Source organism: Psychrobacter sp. KFRI-CH2-11, assembly GCF_038239325.1.
GTDB lineage: Bacteria > Pseudomonadota > Gammaproteobacteria > Pseudomonadales > Moraxellaceae > Psychrobacter > Psychrobacter celer.
The window spans coordinates 2,074,703-2,093,633 of the sequence record NZ_CP151283.1 but is presented as its reverse complement, the minus strand read 5'-3'; the positions used below and the strand labels follow the sequence as shown (position 1 = coordinate 2,093,633).

The 18,931-nt window shown below is 50.3% G+C and carries 14 protein-coding genes; 6 read left to right on the top strand and 8 right to left on the bottom strand.

The genetic code is table 11. The features are described from left to right. Nucleotides 1-51 precede the first annotated feature (51 nt). Nucleotides 52-879 (bottom strand): IclR family transcriptional regulator, encoded by an 828-nt coding sequence (locus tag AADH33_RS08600; protein ID WP_083608518.1) that lies wholly within the window; start codon nt 877-879, stop codon nt 52-54. Nucleotides 880-1,067: 188 nt separating this feature from the next. Between AADH33_RS08600 and AADH33_RS08595 the strand changes: the two genes are divergently transcribed. From AADH33_RS08595 to AADH33_RS08585, 3 genes are all read left to right on the top strand, one after another. After that, on the top strand, nt 1,068-2,252 hold the full coding sequence (locus AADH33_RS08595) for an acyl-CoA dehydrogenase (RefSeq protein ID WP_348548632.1): 1,185 nt from the start codon (nt 1,068-1,070) through the stop codon (nt 2,250-2,252). Nucleotides 2,253-2,428: 176 nt separating this feature from the next. Continuing rightward, nucleotides 2,429-3,634 (top strand): CaiB/BaiF CoA transferase family protein, encoded by a 1,206-nt coding sequence (locus AADH33_RS08590; RefSeq protein WP_348548631.1) that lies wholly within the window; start codon nt 2,429-2,431, stop codon nt 3,632-3,634. Nucleotides 3,635-3,676: 42 nt separating this feature from the next. Beyond that, complete coding sequence (locus tag AADH33_RS08585; RefSeq protein WP_348548630.1) at nt 3,677-4,738, top strand: histone deacetylase family protein; 1,062 nt, start codon at nt 3,677-3,679, stop codon at nt 4,736-4,738. A gap of 99 nt (nt 4,739-4,837) precedes the next feature. On the opposite strand, the gene AADH33_RS08580 is transcribed toward AADH33_RS08585, so the two are convergent. Next, nucleotides 4,838-5,602 carry an IclR family transcriptional regulator gene (locus AADH33_RS08580; RefSeq protein ID WP_100749368.1) on the bottom strand — a complete coding sequence of 255 codons (765 nt, stop codon included), beginning with the start codon at nt 5,600-5,602 and terminating at the stop codon, nt 4,838-4,840. 284 nt (nt 5,603-5,886) lie between these two features. Between AADH33_RS08580 and AADH33_RS08575 the strand changes: the two genes are divergently transcribed. The 3 genes from AADH33_RS08575 to AADH33_RS08565 all read left to right on the top strand — a co-directional run bounded on the left by AADH33_RS08575 (nt 5,887) and on the right by AADH33_RS08565 (nt 10,587). Next, nucleotides 5,887-7,362: an NAD-dependent succinate-semialdehyde dehydrogenase gene (locus AADH33_RS08575; protein WP_348548629.1), complete on the top strand. Its 1,476-nt coding sequence runs from the start codon at nt 5,887-5,889 to the stop codon at nt 7,360-7,362. 175 nt (nt 7,363-7,537) lie between these two features. After that, nucleotides 7,538-8,800, top strand: a complete 1,263-nt coding sequence (gene gabT / locus AADH33_RS08570; protein WP_100749244.1) for a 4-aminobutyrate--2-oxoglutarate transaminase — start codon at nt 7,538-7,540, stop codon at nt 8,798-8,800. A gap of 344 nt (nt 8,801-9,144) precedes the next feature. Beyond that, entirely contained in the window at nt 9,145-10,587 is a 1,443-nt protein-coding gene (locus AADH33_RS08565; protein ID WP_100749245.1) for an APC family permease, read from the top strand. A 129-nt stretch (nt 10,588-10,716) separates the two neighbouring features. Here the strand turns inward: AADH33_RS08565 and AADH33_RS08560 are convergent, their stop codons facing one another. The 6 genes from AADH33_RS08560 to AADH33_RS08535 all read right to left on the bottom strand — a co-directional run bounded on the left by AADH33_RS08560 (nt 10,717) and on the right by AADH33_RS08535 (nt 18,867). Continuing rightward, nucleotides 10,717-12,090 carry an NAD-dependent succinate-semialdehyde dehydrogenase gene (locus tag AADH33_RS08560; protein WP_348548628.1) on the bottom strand — a complete coding sequence of 458 codons (1,374 nt, stop codon included), beginning with the start codon at nt 12,088-12,090 and terminating at the stop codon, nt 10,717-10,719. Between the two features lie 64 nt (nt 12,091-12,154). Then, nucleotides 12,155-13,270: an agmatine deiminase gene (aguA, locus tag AADH33_RS08555; RefSeq protein ID WP_348548627.1), complete on the bottom strand. Its 1,116-nt coding sequence runs from the start codon at nt 13,268-13,270 to the stop codon at nt 12,155-12,157. 68 nt (nt 13,271-13,338) lie between these two features. Further along, a complete protein-coding gene (gene aguB / locus AADH33_RS08550) occupies nt 13,339-14,208 on the bottom strand; it encodes an N-carbamoylputrescine amidase (protein WP_348548626.1) in 870 nt (289 codons plus the stop codon). 221 nt (nt 14,209-14,429) lie between these two features. Next, a complete protein-coding gene (locus AADH33_RS08545) occupies nt 14,430-15,923 on the bottom strand; it encodes a Na+/H+ antiporter NhaC family protein (protein WP_100749249.1) in 1,494 nt (497 codons plus the stop codon). Nucleotides 15,924-16,157: 234 nt separating this feature from the next. Continuing rightward, nucleotides 16,158-17,522: an NAD(P)/FAD-dependent oxidoreductase gene (locus tag AADH33_RS08540; protein ID WP_348548625.1), complete on the bottom strand. Its 1,365-nt coding sequence runs from the start codon at nt 17,520-17,522 to the stop codon at nt 16,158-16,160. A gap of 1 nt (nt 17,523) precedes the next feature. After that, nucleotides 17,524-18,867, bottom strand: a complete 1,344-nt coding sequence (locus AADH33_RS08535; RefSeq protein ID WP_075101124.1) for a glutamine synthetase family protein — start codon at nt 18,865-18,867, stop codon at nt 17,524-17,526. Nucleotides 18,868-18,931: the final 64 nt, after the last annotated feature.

Sequence of the window (18,931 nt, the reverse complement as noted above, 5' to 3'; positions counted from 1 at the left end):
GTTTAATGCGTATATTTTTCTGGGTGCGCATGTGAACCAATCCTTTGCGTCTCACTCGCCGCGGCCGATCTTGAGCGCCAGTGCTTGTAGTTTTGGCACGATCATCTTTGCATACTCATCAGCATCCCAATTGGCTCTGGGCACGCTAGCATTTAGCGAATAAGCGTATCGCCCAGTGGCAACGTCAAACACCCCAACCGCAACCGCCAATATATCGGTAGAAAACTCTCCGTCAGACAATGTATAGCCGTGCGCATCATAATGTGCCACAGCGGCATCCAGCGCCGTTTGTGCGTGCTGATAGTCTGTGTCAGACAAATGCGCGCGTAGGTTGTCTTTGATGACAGCTTGCCGAGCTTTGGTGCTGACGGCATAAAACGCGCGTCCAATCGCCGTACGAGCCACAGGCACGGCAGAGCCGACTTGTAGATTGACCGACAGGCGGGCAGGGCTACGACAGCAAGCGTGATAGCGCATCTCTCCTTCGACTTCGGTGGCCAGATTCACTGATACTTCATTGCTACTGGCAAACTGCCGTAGCAGCGGCTCGGCGGTCGCCACCATATCGTGACGACTCCATGCCGTTGCACTCAGGCGCACGGCACTACTGCCCAGCTCATACTGTCCGTGCTCTGTCGTGCGCAAAAACCCAAGGGTGAGAAGCGTATGAATCAGGCGAGTCACCGTGGCTTTTGGTAGATGAGTCATCTGACAAAGCTGTTGGTGGCTCAGCTGCTCGTGCTGCTCAAATGCGGCCAGTAGTATCAGCCCGCGGCCAAGCGCGGTGACAAACTGACGGTCATTGTCGTCTTTGCTTTGGGTGAGAGTGTTATTCATACGCGTCAGTAAAGAGGGGGCGGCTGTTAGAGAATTAGACATTTTTGCCTCATTTTTTTGATAAAGGTTTACAGCGTGACAAAATTTTGCTTAAATAGTTTATATTATGAAACTAAGTTTTGCATAGCGGAATTGAAAAGTCAATAATTGGTTGAGTCCGGTTATCAGCGTTATTACCATCCATTTATTATTACTCATCGATCAGGACGATCGATATCAAGGAGACCCACATGGCAACATCTACGCGTCCAAGTTTTGATTGGCAAGATCCATTTTTATTGCGTGACCAGCTCACTGACGAAGAACGTATGGTGACAGACAGCGCGCGTCAGTTTTTTCAAAAAGAACTGATGCCAAATATCATCGACGCCAACCGCAATGAGCATTTTGACCGCAACATCATGCGCCAGATGGGCGAGATGGGGCTGCTGGGTGTCACCATCGGAGGCTATGGCTGTGCAGGTCTGTCGAGCGTCGCTTATGGTTTGATTGCCAAGGAAGTAGAGGCGGTGGACTCAGGCTACCGCTCGGCGATGAGTGTACAGTCAAGCCTTGTCATGCATCCTATCCATGCGTATGGCACAGAGGAGCAAAGAGAGAAGTACCTACCAAAACTGGCAACGGGCGAGTATGTCGGCTGCTTTGGTTTGACCGAGCCGGATTCAGGCTCAGACCCTGCGTCTATGTCGACGCGAGCGCGTGCGGTTGAGGGCGGTTATGAGCTGACAGGCAATAAAATGTGGATCACCAACAGTCCCATCGCCGATGTGTTTGTCGTTTGGGCAAAAGACGATGCAGGCGACATTCGTGGCTTTATCTTAGACAAAGGCATGAAAGGCTTGTCTGCACCAAAGATCGAAGGCAAGTTCTCACTACGTGCTTCAGTGACAGGCGAGATTGTCATGGATAAGGTGTTTGTCCCTGAAGCCAATGCTTTCCCAGATATCCGCGGACTCAAAGGGCCATTTGGCTGCTTAAACAAAGCCCGTTATGGTATCGCGTGGGGCTCGATGGGCGCAGCTGAGTTTTGCTGGCAAGCGGCGCGTCAGTACACGCTAGATCGTAAGCAGTTTGGCCGCCCACTGGCCGCAACGCAGTTGGTGCAGCTCAAACTTGCCAATATGCAAACAGAGATCGCTCTTGGTTTGCAAGCGGCACTGCGCGTTGGCCGTTTGATGGATGAAGACAACGCTGCCCCTGAGATGATTTCACTGATCAAACGTAATAACTGCGGTAAAGCGCTAGACATCGCTCGTGTGGCACGTGACATGCATGGCGGCAATGGTATCTCTGATGAGTTCCATATCATTCGCCACGTCATGAACCTAGAGGCGGTCAACACCTACGAAGGCACGCACGATATCCACGCCTTAATCTTGGGGCGTGCGCAAACAGGCTTGCAAGCGTTTTATTAATCAGTACCGCTGATCTTATGTATGTTACTGCTTGGCCTAATGCTTGCTGAGCAGTGGCGTACATTTTTTAGTTGCGATGCGTCATTTGTTTATCTGGAGTGATAGATCATGAGATGACGCATCACAATTGTATGTATATAAAAAATAGCGTATACGCGCACACCAAATGATAAGGGATGATTATGACTGAGATGGCAAAAGGCGCATTGCACGGTATCAAAGTGCTCGACTTATCAAGAGTATTGGCAGGTCCTTCTTGTACGCAGGTACTTGCAGATTTGGGTGCTGAGGTCATCAAGGTCGAGCGTCCCAATATCGGTGATGAGACACGGCACTGGGCACCGCCTAAGTTTAGCGACGGCACATCAGCCTACTACGCCACCATCAATCGCAACAAAAAATCCCTAACGGTCGATATCACCACCGCTGCTGGTCAAGCCATCATCAAGCAGTTGGCTGCTGACAGCGATATCGTCGTCGAAAACTTTAAGGTAGGCGGCCTAAAAAAGTACGGCTTAGATTATGACCGTCTCAAGCAGGGCAATCCGCGCTTGATTTATGCATCCTTGACAGGATTTGGGCAGACAGGCCCTGATGCCAAGCGTCCAGGTTATGACTATATCATTCAAGGGCTATCAGGGCTGATGAGCATCACAGGGCCAAGTGATGGCGAGCCGCACAAAGTCGGGGTAGCGGTGGTGGATCTGTTTGCAGGACTGCAGCTGACCATTGGTATCCAAGCGGCGCTACTGGCGCGTCAGCGTACCGGTCTTGGTCAGCATGTCGATGTGGCCCTGTTAGACAGCGCCTTAGCCATGCTGGCAAACGTCGGCATGAATCATTTGGCGTCGAACCAAATCCCACCAAGGCTTGGCAACCAGCACCCCAATATCGTCCCTTATCAAGTGTTTGCGGGGGCAGGCGATGCGCACTTTATCTTGGCATGTGGTAACGACAGTCAGTTTGCCAAGCTCTGCGCGCTACTCGGTGTGGATTGGCATACAGATAGCCGCTATATGACCAACCCTGCCCGTGTGACGCACCGTGATGAGCTATGTGAGGCGCTGGCTAAGAAGTTTGCGCAGCAGCCGCGCGCATATTGGTTGGCGGCTTTGGAGCAGGCAGGCATTCCTTGCGGGGCGATCCACAATATCAGCGAAGCCCTAGCCATGCCGCAAGCACTGGCTCGCGAGATGGTGGTCGATTTTAGTGAGCAAGGCAGTCCGGTGCGCGCGCTTGGTAGTCCAATCAAGCTGTCGGCGTCGCCGGTCAGTTATCGTACGCCGCCGCCGCGTCTGAGCGAACATACCGATAGTACGCTTGCAGAGTTGGGCTACGACAGCGAGATGATCGCCAAGCTAAAAGCTGATGGCATTATATAACCGCAATATCAAACAATCGTGTTAAACAAAGGAGTGTTAAGCATGAAGATATATAGCCACAAAAACCTGAGCCTGCATCGGCCCTTGCCGTATTTTTCTTATGGACAGATGCACGAGCCGCTAGAGATACCAGAGCGGATGACTGAGCTGCTAAAAGCGCCAGCCGCATTAGGGCTTGAGGTGACCACCGCTACTGATATCGGTATCGGCCCTATTTTGGCCGTGCATGACTTCGGTTATGTTGAGTTTCTCAAACATGGCTATGAGGAGTGGCTGGCAGTAGAGGAGGATCTGGGTGCGCAGGTGCAAACGGGTGTGTTTGTACCTTATGACAACCCAGGGATCGGTATCATGGCCAAAGCCGCCAAATATCAGGCCGACGATAGCGCGCCCATCAGTGAGCATTCTTGGACATCTATCTATTGGTCGGCGCAGACTGCCCTCAATGCCGCTGAGGCCTTACTCAATCAAGATACAACACAGGATACATATAATACAACGCACGCGGACAATCATATCCAGCTTTGCTTTTCTCGGCCACCTGGTCATCATGCTCGTAAGAGCGCAGCGGGTGGGTTTTGTTATCTAAATAACGCCGCCATCATCGCCGAGCACCTACGGCAAAAATACGAAAAAATCGCCATTATAGACACCGACATGCATCACGGTCAGGGTATCCAAGAGATATTTTATGATCGTAGTGATGTACTCTATACCTCTGTCCACGGTAGCCCCATCAATTTTTATCCAGCGGTCACCGGTCACGAGTTTGAAAAGGGGAAGGGCGCAGGCTATGGCTACAATATCAATTTTCCCATGGCTCATGGCACCGATGAAGCGGGTTTTTTTACCTATGTGGATAAAGCCATCGACGCTGTGACGCTATACGACCCTGATGTCATCGTCCATGTGCTGGGGTTTGATGTGTATAAAGACGACCCAGAGGCCAGATGCGCGGTGAGTACCGAAGGTTTTACACGATTGGCACAAAAGACGGTCGCTTTAGACAAACCGCTGATTGTCTTGGTCGAGGGCGGTTATTACTTACCAAAGCTCAATGATAATTTACAAGCGTTTTTGTCAGGGCTGATGCTAAAGGACTGACAGTAAATAAAAGAGTAAATAGATAAGGCAAAGAGGCAGGCAGGTATTGGTAGCGTAAATATCGCCGTAGCAGTATTTGCGCCAAACGCAAACGAGGATTTATGGCTCTGCTTTAAAGCCCAAACGCTGCTCAATCTGTTCGGCCAGCTCAATCAGCACGGTACTGACGTCAGCGCGCTTGGATTCGTACTCTGCTTGCAAAAAACTAACCGCCATGCCAGCGATAGCATGGCCTGAGGCGTTACGGATATAGGTGCCGAGGCAATACATGCCCTCACGCAGTTGCCCATCATCAAGTGAGATGCGGCTGTCTTTGATGGCGGACAGCTCGGTCGACAAATCGGTAAAGTTATCGACGCCATGCGGCGTGATGGGTTTAGGAAAGCCGCTGGCATAGATGGATTGGATACTGTCCATCGACAAGGTGGAGAGCATGGCTTTGCCTGTGGCCGAAAATACTGCAGGCACGCGAACACCCGCGCGAAAAGTAAAACCAAGCGGCGCAGGGGATTCATGACAAGCCAAAAACACCACTTCTCCCAAATCAAGCTTGGACAACGTCACGGTATGCTGGAGCAAGATAGGGTAATGTACGATAAGGTCTTTGAATAACTGAATAACGCCTTGCTGCTGCTCGTATTTGCCCGCCCAGTACATCAGATATGAGCCTAAATGAAAGCGGTTGTCGCTGTCTTTATAGATGACGTGCTTGGCAAGCAAGCTTTGCAGGATATTGTGAGTGGAGCTGCGCGGTAAATCCAGCGCCTTAGCAATATGAGCGGCCGTCAGTGGTTGGCTGCTATCGGTGATCAAATCTAGTATTTGAAAGGTTTTGTCCAAGGCAGGGACGGCGGCTGTGCTCATAAGTAACCTATAAAAGTCAGTAAAATGAAGGTGATAAAAAAATAACGCCATAAATTATCACGAAAATGATAATAGGGGTTGCAAATGGTTGGGCATCGTTCTTATAATGATGTCTCATATATAGAATGATTGTTCAGTATATTGAACAATAAAGCAGTTATCAATCATTATTTATATAGACTATTTTTATATAAATTATATAAACCCTGTTATCGACCGTTATTTATGTACCGCGATAGAGTTGTAGTGTTCTCTGCACTTTATCACTGACAAGGAGCGTCACAATGTCACAACAGCCACATACGTTACCACTCTCCAACCCAGACTTGCTCAAACAGCAGTGCCTGATTAAAGACGGCTGGCATGTCGCAAGCAGCGAAGAGACGCTGGATGTGAGCAATCCGTTTAATGGCGAGCTTATCGGTACGGTACCAAGCTTGACCACTGAAGATGTCAACGATGCCGTGGCCGCCTGTCACGACGCCCAAATCGCTTGGGCTGCCAAAACTGCACAAGAGCGTGCCACCCTACTACAAAAGTGGGCTGACCTGATCGATGCCAATAAAGAAGATTTGGCCATCATCATGACCGCAGAGCAAGGCAAGCCTTTGACTGAGTCACGCGGCGAGGTGGGTTATGCCAACAGCTTTATTCGCTGGTTTGCCGAAGAAGGCAAACGCGTCTATGGCGATGTCATCCCTGCCAACCAAGCAAAATTGCGCCATGTCATCCTAAAGCAGCCCGTCGGCGTCTGCGCCGCCATTACCCCTTGGAACTTTCCAGCGGCGATGATTACCCGCAAAGCGGCACCGGCGCTCGCAGCAGGCTGCACCATGATCATCAAGCCTGCAACCGAAACGCCATTTTCGGCGCTAGCCCTTGGCGCATTGGCCGAGCAAGCAGGTATCCCAGCAGGCGTCATCCAAGTGGTCACGGGCAAATCCTCCACCATCGGCGATATCCTCACCGGTGATGCACGCATTCATAAGCTGTCATTTACTGGTTCTACGGAAGTGGGTCGTACCTTGATGGCACAGTGCGCGCCAACCATCAAAAAACTATCACTTGAGCTGGGTGGTAATGCCCCATTTATCGTTTTTGATGATGCTGATTTAGAAGCCGCCGCTGATGGCCTAATCGCCTCTAAATATCGCAACGCCGGTCAAACTTGTGTCTGTGCCAACCGCGTCTATGTACAAGAGAGCATCAAAGACAAGTTTCTTGACGTGTTTGTCAAAAAAGTCGCTGAGCTCAATGTCGGTAACGGTATGGAAGAAGGCGTGGATATCGGCCCGTTGATCAACAAAAAAGCTTTGGATAAAGTGCAAGCGCTGCTAAAAGACGCTTTAGACAAAGGCGCGACGCTTATCACTGGCGGCAGCACCAACGGCGCCTCAGAGCTGACTTACAATCCAACCGTCATCACTGATATCAGCGCTGAGATGGATATCGCCTCTGAGGAGATCTTTGGCCCCATCGCCACCATCTTTACTTTTAAAGATGAAGCAGATGTCATCCGTCAAGCCAACGATACAATCTACGGCTTGGCCGCTTATTTTTATAGTGGTAGCTATGCGCGCTCATGGCGTGTCACAGAAGGGCTGGAGTACGGCATCATCGGTCATAACACCGGCCTTATCTCCACGGAAGTTGCCCCATTTGGCGGTGTCAAGCAATCAGGTTTTGGCCGCGAAGGCTCAAAATACGGCATCGAAGAGTATGTGGTGACCAAGTACTGGTGCTCTGATGTCAGTGCCTAATCGCACCTAGCATACGCTGCTTTTTTTAACCATTTCATCTTAATGCGGCATCGTCGCAGTTCAAGGGACTCAGACACTCGTCAGAGCGATGTGTCCCATCTATCGTTTGTACTTCCCATAAACCGCCATGACGCATCTGGCACCTACGCAAAAAAGAAAGAAAAAGGACATTCTTATGACAATCACCAATCAATCATTACTCGAGCGCCGTAAAGCTATCCTACCAACTGGACTTGGTGTGGCCTTTCCTGTCTTTGCAGAAAAAGCCAAAAACTCAGAAGTTTGGGACGTAGAAGGCAATCGCTATATCGACTTTATCGGCGGTATCTCTGTACTTAACACCGGTCACAGCCACCCCAAAATCACCCAGCGCGTCCATGAGCAGCTAGACAAGTTTACCCATACCGCCGCGCAAATCATGAACTACGAGTGCTATGTCGATCTGGCCGAAAAGCTTTGCGAAAAAGCGCCCATCAGCGGTGACAAAAAAGCCTTGTTTTTGACCACGGGCGCAGAGGCGGTCGAAAACTGCGTCAAGATTGCTCGCGCTAAGACTGGGCGTCCAGGTATCATCTCTTTTGTCGGTGGCTGGCATGGTCGCACCTCCATGTGCATGAGCTTGACAGGTAAAGTATTGCCGTACAAAAAGAACTTCGGTCCGATGCCAGGCCCTGTGTTTCATGCTTTGTTTCCAGCAGAAGAGCTAAACGTCACCGAAGCCCAAGCCCTGCATAGCCTTGAGATGATCTTTCAAGCAGACATCGATCCTAGCGAAGTGGCGGCGATGATCATCGAGCCGGTACAAGGCGAAGGCGGTTTTCACCAAGTGACGCCATCATTTGCCAAAGCGCTGCGCGAGATTTGTGATGAGCATGGCATCGTTCTTATCTTTGATGAAGTACAGTGCGGCTTTGCTCGTACAGGCACCTTGTTTGCTGGTGAGCAATTGGGCGTTGAGCCAGATCTTATGACCAGTGCCAAGAGTTTGGCAGGTGGCTATCCTATTTCTGCGGTCATCGGCCGTGCTGATATCATGGATGCGCCGCAGGTTGGCGGTTTGGGCGGCACATACTCTGGCAACCCGCTTGCCTGCGTTGCCGCTTTGGCCGTGATGGAAGTCATCGAAGAAGAAAACCTACTGGCGCGTAGTGTGGAGATTGGCGATAAAATCGCAACTTTCTTAAAAGACTTAAATCTAAGTACTATCGGTCATATCCGCTATAAAGGCGCGATGTTGGCGTTTGAATTGGTCGATAGTGATGGCAAGCCGGATGCCGCAGCAACTGCTGATCTAAAAGCCAAAGCCTTTGAGCAAGGCTTACTGCTTGCTTCTTGCGGCATGTACGGCAATGCCATCCGTGTGATGGTGCCGCTGACAGTCGAAGATGAAGTACTCCAAGAAGGCCTAGATATCATCAAAAATATCTTAACCGCCTAGTTTATGTCTTTAACTCAATCGGTGGTCATCTATCTTGGCTTACGATTGAATCCTGTATGGTGTGATGTACCCTTGTCAAGCAAGCGGTGTTCTTGGTTGGCAGGGCTAGGTTTATACAGCAAGATTGCCCATGATGGCACTCGCTTTGAGTACATTTTTTATAACGGCGCCTTGCAAGTCAAGACGCCGTTGCTGTTTTTGTCGTTTGCCTATCAAGTAAGATGCAAACGACGGCATGGACAAAAAGGGATATATGATAATTATGAAGGGTACTATCCCGCTAAACAAAAAATAGTGTAACCATCAGAGGTTCACACGGATGACACACAGACAAGGAGCAGGTTATGTCTGAATTAAAAAAATCGTTAGGGACGCTAGATATTATTGCCTTAGCATTCGGTGCTATGGTTGGCTGGGGCTGGGTAGTCTTGGCTGGCGGTTGGATTTTGTCTGCAGGAACGTGGGGCGCAATGCTGGCGTTTTTGATAGGCGGTTTGGCCGTGATACTAATCGGTGTGACGTATGCTGAGCTGGCCGCTTCTATGCCGATTACAGGCGGCGAGCATACTTATACGCATCGAGCGCTGGGGGTAAATGTCTCCTTTATCTGCTCATGGAGCATTTTATTTGGGTATTTTTCGGTGGTGGCGTTTGAAGCGGTCGCTCTGCCAACGGTGGTCGAGTATTTTATTCCCAATTACAACCAAGGCTATCTTTGGACCATCGCCGGCTGGGATGTCTATGCCACGTGGGTGGGCGTTGGGATGCTGGGCTCGATCATTGTCACTTGGCTAAATATTCGCGGTATGGAAGTCAGTGCATGGTTCCAAAAAACAGCGGTACTGGGTATTTTATTTGTCGGTACGCTACTGTTTATCGGTGCGGTACTGTTTAATCCTGAAAATACAAACTCTGTACAAGCTCCCGCCTTTATCGCTGGTATCGGCGGTATTATGGCCGTCATCGTGATGGTGCCCTTTATGTTTGTCGGGTTTGATGTCATCCCGCAGGCAGCAGAAGAGATTGACCTGACGCGTCCCAATATTGGCAAGTTTTTGATTGTCTCTATCATTGTGGCGGTGATGTGGTATGTAGGTATTGCGTGGAGTGTGGGTACCACTTTACCGCTGATACAAGCAGAGAACTCAACGCTTGCGACAGCCGATGCGATGACCAATGCTTGGCAGGGCAAGTGGGCTGGTATCTTATTGGTTATCGGCGGTGTACTGGGTATTTTATCCAGCTGGAATGCCTTTTTGATCGGTGGCAGTCGTCTACTTTATGCCATGTCTAAAGCACATATGTTGCCAGCGTTTTTGGGCAAGCTGCATCCTAAGTATAAGACACCTTCCAATGCGATCTTATTGATCGGAGGTCTTGCGACGCTTGCGCCATTATTTGGTCGCAAGATGCTGGTGTGGATCGTCGATGCGGGCGGTTTTGGGATTGTCATCGCTTATAGCTGTGTGGCGATCTCCTTTTTGGTGCTGCGTTACCGCGAGCCTGATATGGTACGTCCATTTAAGATACCGGCAGGCAAGCTGGTCGGTATGGTGACGATTGCGCTGAGCATTGGTCTGTTGATGCTATATATGCCAGGCATGCCATCAGCGCTAACTGCAATTGAGTGGTGGATCTTCCTTGGCTGGACGGTGCTGGGCATTGTGTTATATAGCTATGCTCGTATCAAATACCCTGGTATCAGTGAGTCGATCATGGCAGAAGAGTTGCGCCAATTAAAGATCGTCAACCAACTGTGGCTCAAGGATAACCCGCCTAAACGCTAAGATCGGTAAAGAGAGCCGCTCTGAAAATAGAAAGAAAGCTTAAAAACAGAGAGCTTCTCATCGCCCAAAACAGCAGCCTGACAGTTTATGTTAGGCTGCTGTTTTGTCATTGGGCGTGGCCAAGGTGCATTAAGACTTGTCGCGAATCAGCTTATGGTTTAAAAACTCAGTGATACCCAGCGTGCCAAGCTCGCGGCCAAACCCTGAGCGTTTGACCCCGCCAAATGGCGTGTTTGCTTCGCTACCAGAAGGGGCGTTGATGGTCACCATACCGACGTCTAGCTTGTCGGCGATATCAGTGGCCAAGTCAGCATCTTGCGTCTGAATAGAAGCGCCAAGACCAAATGGCACGTCGTTGGCGATCTGGATAGCATGCTCGATATCACGCGCCTTATAGATGACGGCGACAGGACCAAACAACTCCTCACGGTAGACATCCATCGATTCATCGACATCGGTCAGCACGGTAGGCGCAAACCACGCGCCGGGTTTGTCTTTGATCATCCCGCCCTCGATCAGTACCGTGGCACCGGCTTTGATGGCGCTGTCTAACTGTGCTTGTAAGTTGGTCGCGGCGGCTTTTGAGGACATCGGGCCGATGAAGGTGCGCTCATCAAGGGGGTCTGCCAGTGTCATGTCGCGGACGGCATTGGTAAAGCCCTCAACGAACTTGTCATAGACCGACTCGATGACGATCAGGCGCTTGGCTGCATTACAGGCTTGTCCGGTATTGCCAAACCGCCCTGAGATTGCCCCTTTGACGGCTTGCTCGATATCGGCATCGGCCGCGACGATAAACGCATCTGAGCCGCCCAGCTCTAAGACGACTTTTTTGAGCGCGCCGCCAGCTATTTTGGCGACCGCTTGGCCTGCGCGCTCAGAGCCTGTCAGCGAGACGCCTTGTACGCGCGGGTCTTCGATGATAGTGGCGGCTTGCTCGTTGGTGGCAAACACGTTGTTGTAGACGCCCTTAGGCAAGCCTGCGTCTTTTAGAATGTCGACGATGGCTTCTGCGGTTTTGGGGCACTGCGGCGCGTGCTTTAGGATAATGGTGTTGCCCGCCATGAGGTTTGGCGCGGCAAATCGTGCGACCTGATAATGAGGGTAGTTCCACGGCATAATGCCAAGTAACGCCCCGACAGGGTGCTTCTCGACAGAAGCGCGACCGCTATCAACTTCGATGGTACTTGGCGCAAGTAGCTGCTCGGCATTATCGGCATAGTAGCGATAAATCTCAGCCACCAAGCCAATCTCACCTTTGGCCTGCGCTACGGGTTTGCCCATCTCTGTGGCGACGATGCGCGCCAGCGTATCTTGACGCTCAAGATACAGATCAGCGACCTTGTGTAATAAAGCGCTGCGCTCGTCAAATGACACTTGACGCCAGTCTTGATAAGCGCTATCGGCTTGCTCAATGGCGTTCTGGATGTCTTGCTCAGCGGCGGCCGGATAAGTGGCTTCTACTTCGCCCGTGGCTGGGTTATTTACTTGATAGTCGCTCATATATATTCCTTAGTTAGCGTTAAAATCCGTTTAGGTTTTTGCCTATTCGCTTAAGTTTATCTGTTTAAGCAAGGCATTTGGGTTGCTGCTGGGTAATACAGTGGATATTACCACCACCATAGACAATCTCTTTGGTACGTACGCCTACTACCTGATGCTGCGGAAATATTTTTTCAAGCTGAGTAATGGCCAAGCTGTCATGGGCATCATCATATTGCGGCACGATAATGGCATCATTGCAGATCAAAAAATTGGCATACGAGGCGATACAGACATCGCCTACATGGCGCGCTTTGGCATCGTCAGATTGCTCAATCTCATAGTCATCGGGTAGGGTGACAGGTGCTTTGGTGCAGCACAGCTGATGTACCGTCAAGCGTCGGCCTTTGGCATCCGTCATCGTAGATAGCTGCTGGTAGGCTTTTTGGGTCGCCTCATAAAAGGGGTGCTCAGGGTCGTCGGTGTATAGACAAACCACCTCACCGGGACGGGCAAAGCACGCGATATCGTCGATATGGCCGGTGGTCTCGTCGGGGTCGATACCGTCATCGAGCCACAGCACTTTTTGTACATTCAGATATGCTTTTAGCTGATCTTCGATTTGTCGCTCGCTGAGCTGTGGGTTGCGTCCAGCGCTCAGCAAGCACATACGAGTCGTCAAAAGCGTGCCTTCACCATCGACATGAAACGCGCCGCCCTCCATCACAAATCCCTCAGTACGATAGCGCTGGATATCTAGATACTCGCACAGGCGTGCGGCCAGTTTGTCATCGTCATCCCAAGGTGAGTACAGACCGTCATAGTCACCGCCCCAAGCATTAAAGGTCCAATCACAAGCGCGCAGCTCACCTTTATCGTTGAGCAAAAACGTCGGCACGATATCACGCGCCCATGCGTCGTTGCTGGGCATAGCGATGACCTCGATATCGGCGGGTAAGCTTGCGCGGCAGGCGAGATAATCAGTAGGACTGACCAATACTCCGACGTCACAAAACTCACGAATCGCCCGTGCGACATCGGCATACGCGGCCTTCGCCGGAGCCGTGTTTTGCCGCCAGTTATCGGCCCTGTATGGCCAGATTATCCAGACTTTTTGTATCGGCGCAAACTCTGCTGGCATAAAAAAGCCGTCTTGCTGCGGCACAGAGTCTGTGATTAGTAAATTGGAAGATAATGACATATAAACGTACCTCAGGTTCAGGCAAATCAGTTTGCAATCTTATGACAGTCTTATGAGCCAGTATGCCATTAGCCATGTGTGAGCAAGGTGGCGTACATCGATGGGCGGCGGTCACGAAACACGCCCCATTGCTGGCGATCGATTGCCAGCTTATCTAAGTCAAAAGTCGCCGTGATGACCTCTTGGTTATCTGTTGATGCTTCTTGGATAATCTCTCCGCGCCCATCGGTGATAAATGAGCGACCATAAAACTGCAGATTGCTGTCATGAGTATTTTGGCGAATGGTCTCTGTGCCGATACGATTTGCGGCCACCACAGGCATTAGGTTGGCCGCCGCATGCCCCTGCATACAGCGCTGCCAATGTCCTTTTGAGTCAATGCCCAGTGTGGGCTCATCACCAATTGCTGTCGGATACAACAAAATCTCGGCACCCATCAGCGCCATACTGCGCGCGCATTCAGGAAACCACTGATCCCAGCAAATACCGACGCCTATCTTGGCGTACTTGGTTTCCCAGACTTTAAAACCTGTATCTCCAGGGGTGAAGTAAAATTTTTCGGCATAAGGGATACCGTCTGGTATGTGGGTTTTGCGATAGGTGCCCAGTATCTCGCCATCGGCATCGATGATGGTGACGCTATTAAAAAAAGTATTGCCCGATTTTTCATAAAAGCTAATCGGTAGCACCACTTCTAACGCTTTGGCCAGTTTTTTAAAATGCGTGATAGCGGCGTTATCTTCGACTGAGCTTGCCAGTTTAAAATAATCAAAGTCATGTACTTGGCAAAAATAAGGCGTCTCAAACAGCTCTTGTAGCAAGATAATATTGGCGCCAGCGCTGGCCGCTTTGGTCACCAAGTCGGTGGCGGCGGCGATGTTTTGTTGTATATCCCAGCCGCAAGTCATCTGAGTGGCCGCAACGGTAACAGTACGCATATTTTTATTCCTTGTCAGTATCAAATCTAGCTATTTTGGGCCCATGTCGCTAGGCATTGCTTACCTTGAGGGTCAATCCTAACGACAGAGTGGTAAATAATGAGCAACGACCAGAGCGTCCTTGCCCATTTGTCCGTTATTTGCCGAGCAGTCTGCATCGCGCAGTACTTAACATGATATCGACCAGTATCGCTCATATATTGTCTGCTCGGTAGCCAAGCTTATGCCATCATAAAGCCCAAACCTAAGAAGGTGATGACAGATAATACCGCGCCGAGCATCGCATAAGGGAACTGGGTAAACGCATGCTGCATGGGTGAGCAGCCAGCGCCTTGGGCGGCGAGTAATGAGGAGTCACTAAAGAAACAAGCATGACTACCAAATGATGAGGCAGACAGCAGCGCGCCGATCATAAGCGGGGTGTTGACGCCTAAGGCCAATGAGATCGGAAAGACAATCGGCATGGCAAGGACGTACAGACCCCAGCTCGATGAGGTGGCAAAGGTCAAAAACGCCATGACCGCAAAGATAACTGCAGGGAAAATGACAATCGTCATATAAGGGGTGATGGCCTCAATCACATACGTGGTCATGCCAAGCTCATCGTTGATGGCTTTTAGAAAAAACCCGCCAATGACGGTCGAGAGAGGGTAGAGCATGACTTTAAAGCCTTTAAATACCGCCTCCATCTGGGTCTCAAAGCTCAAAATACCCTGCACCCAGTAGAGAACAACGGTCACAAAACAAGTCAATAACGCCCCGCGCAGCAGATCAATCTCAAAATAAACGGTCGAGATAATCAGCAAAATCATGGGAAAGGCAAAGTTCATGATATTGGCTTTAAATGATAGCTTGCGCTTGGCTTTGACGTTTGAGACCAGCTGCTCTTCTACAAAATCCTCTGGGACAGGCTTGCCTGCTTTGGCACGCGCCTCGGCCTTTTTCATCGGTCCCCAATTACCAAGGACGCCATACGCCACCAAAAACACGATAATTAAGGCAAACCAAGCATAGGCCATATACGGAATCGCACTGATATAAAGCCCGATGCCTTCACCATCTCCTGCCACGCCATTTTCTTCTAGTAGGCCCGCAAAATATACTGCCCACGTCGAGATAGGGACGATAATACACATAGGCGCTGCGGTTGAGTCGACGATATAAGCCAGTTTTTCGCGTGAGACGTTATAGGCATCGGTCAGTTTTTTGACCGATGTCGATACCGCCAGACAGTTGAGATAATCATCAATAAAAACAATCACCCCAAGGGCAAAGGTGGCAAGCAAAGACTGCCGCCGTGATTTGATGATTTTTTGGAGCCATTCGCTAAAGCCATCGAGACAGCCGCTAATCTCAAGGAGCTGAATCAGCCCGCCCATCAGGCCGCAAACTAAGATAATCCAAATAATGGTCTCATTGCCCAAGACCATCGACATGTTATCAGCAAACGGCGATACCAGATCGAAGGGATTGAGCATCACAAGGCCTGCGACACAGCCTGCGATCATGGATTCAAATGGCCGTCTAGAGACGATAGCGGTGATGAGTACCAACAAGGTGGGTAATAAAGACAATGCGCCCCAAGACTCGCCTGGGTCATGATTGGACGATAACCAAGCAAATGCCAGATAGATGGCGACTGCGGCGATGACGGTAAGAAAGACTCGTTTGTTATGATATTGCCCCTCGACAGCATCATTGAGTTTCATATTCATACTTACGCTCCCTGTAAAACTTTGTTTGATAGAACAAGCTCTATTTTATGATTGACGCCCAGTAGGCAGCAGGCAAACCCACTTTCTACCAAGCCTTATCACAACAATCCGTTGTTATGATAAGGGGGTGTAGCAATAGACCAAACGCGAAAACGGGTGACTCAAAAAGCGAGACTGACGCTTGATGAGTACCTCGTCTTGAGGCGCTGAGCACACGTCAAGGGATTGAAACCATCATAAGCCTGTGGTGTCTTTTAGCGCATACCACCAAGAGCCCATCACAGAGTAGGGCACACGTAGGGCGCGGCCACCAGGAAAGGGAATCCAAGGTATTTTGGCAAAAGTATCAAACTCTTTGGTTTTGCCATTGATGGCGTCGGCGAGTATTTGTCCAAACAGATGCGAGCCTGTGACGCCATGTCCACTATAGCCATGAGCGAAAAAAACCCGCTCATGTAGTTTGCCCATCTGCGGCACTCGCGAAAACGACAAGGCAAAGTTGCCGCTCCACGCATAGTCAATCTTGACATCGCGTAACTCTGGGAAAATTTTGTTCATATTTGGGCGGATTTTGGCGGTGATATCGGCGGGGTCTTGGCCGCCATAGACCGTGCCGCCGCCAAACAACATGCGTTTGTCCGCTGAAAGGCGATAGTAGTCAAGAATATAGCGCACATCTTCGACACAGACGTCAGTCGGTAGCAGCTGATCGGCCAGCTCGCCTAGCGGTTCGGTGGCGATAATCTGCGTCGAGACTGGCATGACACGGTCTGTCAGCTTTGGGATGACTTTGTTTAGGTAGGCATTGCCGCACAGTACCGCCTGTTTACAGGTCACTGAGCCAAACTCGGTGATGACTTTGATGTGGTCATCGGCATACTCAATATCCACCACTAGGGTGTTTTCGTAGATGGTGCCGCCGCCTTGTTCGATTGCTGCCGCCTCACCGAGGGCGAGGTTGAGTGGATGCAGATGGCCGCCTGAGTGGTCGATGACGCCGCCGACATAGGCATCGGTTTTGATATGCTGTTGAATGCCGTTTTTGTCTAGCATTTCACGATCATGCATACCGTGGCGCTCCCAAAGGGCATGCGTCTCTTGTAAGTCTTTTAGCTGGCCTTTATTGAGGGCGGCAAAGATGTTTTTTTCTTTTAAATCGCAGTCAATATTATAATCAGCGACAAACCGGCGAATGATTTGGCCACCGCGAGTCACCAGCTGACCGACGAAGTCAGCATTTTGTTGACCGTAGGATTTTTTGATTTTTTGTAGGCTGGCGTTTAAGCCATTGACGATCTGACCGCCATTGCGCCCTGAGGCACCCCAACCGATTTGCGCGCCTTCGAGGACGACGACTTCATGGTCGGTCTCGATGAGGTGCAGCGCTGTTGATAGGCCACTATAGCCGCCGCCCACCACACAAATTTCTGCTTGAATGTCGTTTTTGAGCGTCGGTCTGTCCGGTTTTGGGTTACGACTGGCGGCATAATAGCTGTCAGGGTATTGGCCTTGATTTGAGTAATGCGGAATATTGCGCGTGTTGTTGGATGACAAGTTTTGCGGCATTGCTGCATGAGCATTTAAGTTGCTATTTGACATATCAGACATCCTGTAAATAGGTGAGGTATTCAAGGTTGGTGACTTGCTGGGCGAAGCGTTTGGCTTCTTGCTTTTTGACCGCGATCAACAGCTCGATCATCTCGCGTGGAAACAAAGAATCGATGATATCGCTACTTTCAAACTTACGAATGGCTGATAACCAATCTAGGGGTAGGGTCTTGAGCTCCGTATCGTCATAGGTGATGCTGTTGATAGGCTCAGGCGCGGCCAGCTTGTTTTCGATACCATAGAGCATCCCTGCGAGCACGGCACTACAAACCAGATAAGGATTGGCATCAGCGCCAGAGACGCGGTGCTCGATACGGCGCGCTTTTGTGTCGCCACCGGGGATACGGACTGCGGCTGTACGGTTTTCGTAGCCCCATGAGATATTGTTAGGGGCAAGGGTGCCAGGGGTGAAGCGGCGATAAGAGTTGACATGCGGGGCAAAGAGCAGGGTGCAGTCGGCCATGGTTTTGAGCAGGCCTGCGACCGCATGACGCAACATGTCAGAGCCTTCATCTGTGCCATCGTCAAAGATATTATTACCGTCCTTGTCCAACAAGCTGCAATGTACATGAAACCCATTGCCGGACTGTAGGCCAAACGGTTTTGCCATAAAGGTTGCTGTCAGCTGACGGCGGGCGGCGACAGATTTGACCACTTGTTTAAACAATATCGCATCATCAGCGGCCTTTAATGGGTCGTCGACGTGTAGTAGGTTTATCTCAAACTGACCACAGCCGTTTTCGGCCAAGGCAGCATCGACAGGGATATCAAGCTTTTTGCACTGGGCATAGACTTCATCTAAAAACTCATCAAACTGCAACAAATCATTGATACTGAGGATGGAGGTTTTGTTGAGACGTAGGCCGCTTTTGGGTCTGATAGGCGGTCTGGGGGTTTCGCCTTCGGTATAGTCGACCAGATAAAACTCTAGCTCTGTCGCCATCACCGGTGTCAAGCCCAGCGCTTTGAATTTTTTGCTGATGTGATCGAGTACATGTCTGGCGTCACCATAATAAGGCTCATCGTCTTCGGTGTATAGCCAGACTGGTAGTAGCGCTGACGGGGCGCTGGTGTTGAGTAACGGGTAGGCGGCGCGGCCGGTAGGACGGGCGATGGCATCTATATCGCCATTGCACTGAGAGGATTCGATGACATCAGCACCCCAGATATCGACGCCTAAGATCGACAGCGGTAAGCGTATTGCGCCCTTTTCTGCTTTTTCCATCTGATTAAAAGGGATACGTTTCCCGCGAAGTAAACCATTAATGTCACCAGCGGCCACATAAACGTATTCGGTGTTATTGTCAGATTCGACCATTCCATTGGTTGTCGTCATGTCTATTCTTCCTATGAATTTTATTGTTACTGAGGTTTTGCTTACTCCGTTGCTGATGACTTCC